This is a genomic window from Corynebacterium sp. HMSC072A04, assembly GCF_001809235.1.
Classification (GTDB): Bacteria; Actinomycetota; Actinomycetes; order Mycobacteriales; family Mycobacteriaceae; genus Corynebacterium; species Corynebacterium hiratae.
Genome location: NZ_KV796781.1, coordinates 1 through 2,299, shown reverse-complemented (window position 1 = coordinate 2,299; position 2,299 = coordinate 1). Strand labels below are relative to the sequence as shown.

Below are 2,299 nucleotides of genomic sequence, written 5' to 3'. Positions count from 1 at the left end.
TCAAATGGTTATTTATCGACGACACTCCGTGCCGCACCCCTATATTTAAGGATGTGGAATCGCCTACCCCTCCGGGTTAGAGCCCGCTAGATCCACTTCGCAATCGGGTACACCCATCTGTACGCGCTGACCTGCGGCGTTGTGGGTTGTGCCGAGCGTGCTGCCGGAGTCCCTTTCAGTGTCCCTGGGGTAGGAGCGGCCGCATGAAGGTGCGCTCGTACCGCAGGACGCACTCGGACTCGTTTCGAATCCGGTCAGCGGCGATGAAGTCCGAGTGGGTGCCGAACAAGGTGCGGTACTGCTCGTAGGCAGCCAGGCTGGGGAAGCTGAACAGGGATTCCGCACGGTCACTCACACCTTCCGCGGGTAGGTAGTACCCGTGGTGGGTGCCGCCGTGTTCGTCGACATGCCGCATCCAAGCGCGGGCGAACTGTTCAAAGGCTGCGATCTGGTCGGGGTCGATGGTGTAGTGGACGACACAGGTGATCACATCCACAACGCTAGGCCCACAGGCGCTCATTGGGGAGCCTTTGTCTGTGCGCCTCGTGGTGCAGCACACCAATCTGCCTGGTTTACCTGCGGAAATGCGTCAGTTCGCCAAGTTGGCGCCGAGTTCAACGGTGAGAACTCCGACGGCGATGAGGAGGATGCCGAGGGCCATGGTTCGGGTGAGGGGTTCGTGGAAGATGACCCGGGCGAGGATCGCGGTGAGAGCTACGCCGGATGCTGCCCAGATGCCGTAGGCGACGCCAAGGGCCATGCCGTCGGCCAAGGCGAGACTTAAGGCGACGAACGCCACGAGATACCCCGCGATGACGCCGATGAACCATTTCTTCACCCGGCCACCGTCGGAGGCTCGTAGCGACATGGTCGCGACGACTTCGGACAAGATGGCGCCTGCGAGGAAGATCCATCTCATGAGTTGACTCCTGCTTCCTGGGCTGCGGTTTGCTGAGCTTTCTGGGAGCCGAGTTCGACGGTGAGGACACCGCTGATGATCGCAACCATTCCAAGACCCATCACAGCGGTCAGAGGTTCACCGAAAATCGCGGCGGATAGCACGGCGGCGAGCACGACCCCGCTGGCTCCCCAGATGCCATAGGCGACGCCGATCTGCATTCCTTCGCGCAGGCAGAAGGTGAGGAAGACGAAAGTGCCGATGTATCCGGCAGCAACCACGATGTACCAGGATGGGTGATTGAGCGCCGCCTTGAGAGACAGCGTCGCCGCCACTTCGGTAGTGATGGCGCCAGCGAGCAGGAACCACTGCTTCATGGGGTTGTTCCTTCGATCAGGGAGCGAATGCTGGAGACGACGGCTTCGAGATCCGCGCCGTGGAGGGTGGACACACCTGTGGCCTGGGCGCCCCAGAGTCCGTCGGCGGCGAGTCGGGCGGTGGTCAGCCTGGCTCGGGTGGCGGCGTCGAGATCGTCCGGGAGTTCGAGCCAGCGGCCCATCCGCGTAGTCCACGGTTCGGTGAGTTCGGGCCGATACGTCGCTTGGCCCCAGATGATGAACTCGGCGCGCTTGGCGGCCCCGTGGGCGGCGACGTGAACGTAGCTCAGGAGCCGCTCGGTGGCGTTGGCGTTCTCGAGGGGCTTGCCAAGGGTGGCAGTCATGTCGTTCTCGACGTTGGCCGCAGCGTGGTCGACGATCGCGGCGAGCAGTACGTCGCGGTTGCGGAAGTGATATAGCAATCCCGGTTTGGTGAGCCCGGCCTCGTGGGCCACTGCGTCAAGGGTAATGTCGCCACCCTCCGCTGCGTTCATGACGCGGAGGGCAGCTTCCAGGATCTCGGAGCGCTGACTGGTTCGCATATAGCTAACTTTACCATTTGGTAGGTGAAGCCTTCAACTGCGGGCGCTGGTAGGGGCACCTGGGGTACACCCTATTGTTACGCCGGTATGCGGCAGAATGTTTCCTGTAAAATAGGGCCGTTCCTAGCATTGTTTTACACGTGTCTAGCGGGGTCTAGGTCTTATGTCTACAGAAAAGTGGTGAGTGTGATGTTGCCGTCGGATTGACACGAATCAAGACCATCTTCGATGATGAGCACGGGCTTTATGGTGCTAAACGCATCGCTGCAAGCCTTAAAGCCGATAAGGACTTTCCTCCGATAAATCACAAGAAGGTCGCACGCATCATGAAATCCATGGGCCTGAAAGGCTTTACTAAACGGCGTCGGTGCATCACCACCAGGCGCAAGCCTGGCCACCGAGTCATGCCAGATTTAATAGGCCGCAAATTCACCGCTGATAAGCCGAACCAGGTCTATGTAGGCGATATCACCTACCTGCCG

The 2,299-nt window shown here is 60.4% G+C and carries 4 protein-coding genes and 1 pseudogene; 1 reads left to right on the top strand and 4 read right to left on the bottom strand.

Annotation, left to right across the window (positions count from 1 at the left end; translation table 11 throughout):
* Window positions 1-175 precede the first annotated feature (175 nt).
* The 4 genes from HMPREF2565_RS06070 to HMPREF2565_RS06055 form a co-directional block, all read right to left on the bottom strand.
* Complete coding sequence (locus tag HMPREF2565_RS06070) at window positions 176-490, bottom strand: NIPSNAP family protein (RefSeq protein WP_246819124.1); 315 nt, start codon at window positions 488-490, stop codon at window positions 176-178.
* A gap of 99 nt (window positions 491-589) precedes the next feature.
* Window positions 590-919 carry a DMT family transporter gene (locus HMPREF2565_RS06065; RefSeq protein WP_003849969.1) on the bottom strand — a complete coding sequence of 110 codons (330 nt, stop codon included), beginning with the start codon at window positions 917-919 and terminating at the stop codon, window positions 590-592.
* Window positions 916-1,275, bottom strand: a complete 360-nt coding sequence (locus HMPREF2565_RS06060; protein WP_048733039.1) for a DMT family transporter — start codon at window positions 1,273-1,275, stop codon at window positions 916-918. The genes HMPREF2565_RS06065 and HMPREF2565_RS06060 overlap by 4 nt, the downstream gene beginning before the upstream one ends.
* Window positions 1,272-1,817 carry a TetR/AcrR family transcriptional regulator gene (locus HMPREF2565_RS06055; RefSeq protein ID WP_034666346.1) on the bottom strand — a complete coding sequence of 182 codons (546 nt, stop codon included), beginning with the start codon at window positions 1,815-1,817 and terminating at the stop codon, window positions 1,272-1,274. Before HMPREF2565_RS06055 ends, HMPREF2565_RS06060 begins: the two co-directional genes overlap by 4 nt.
* 209 nt (window positions 1,818-2,026) lie before the next feature.
* Between HMPREF2565_RS06055 and HMPREF2565_RS06050 the strand changes: the two are divergent.
* Window positions 2,027-2,299: pseudogene (locus HMPREF2565_RS06050) on the top strand (IS3 family transposase); the annotation flags it as partial.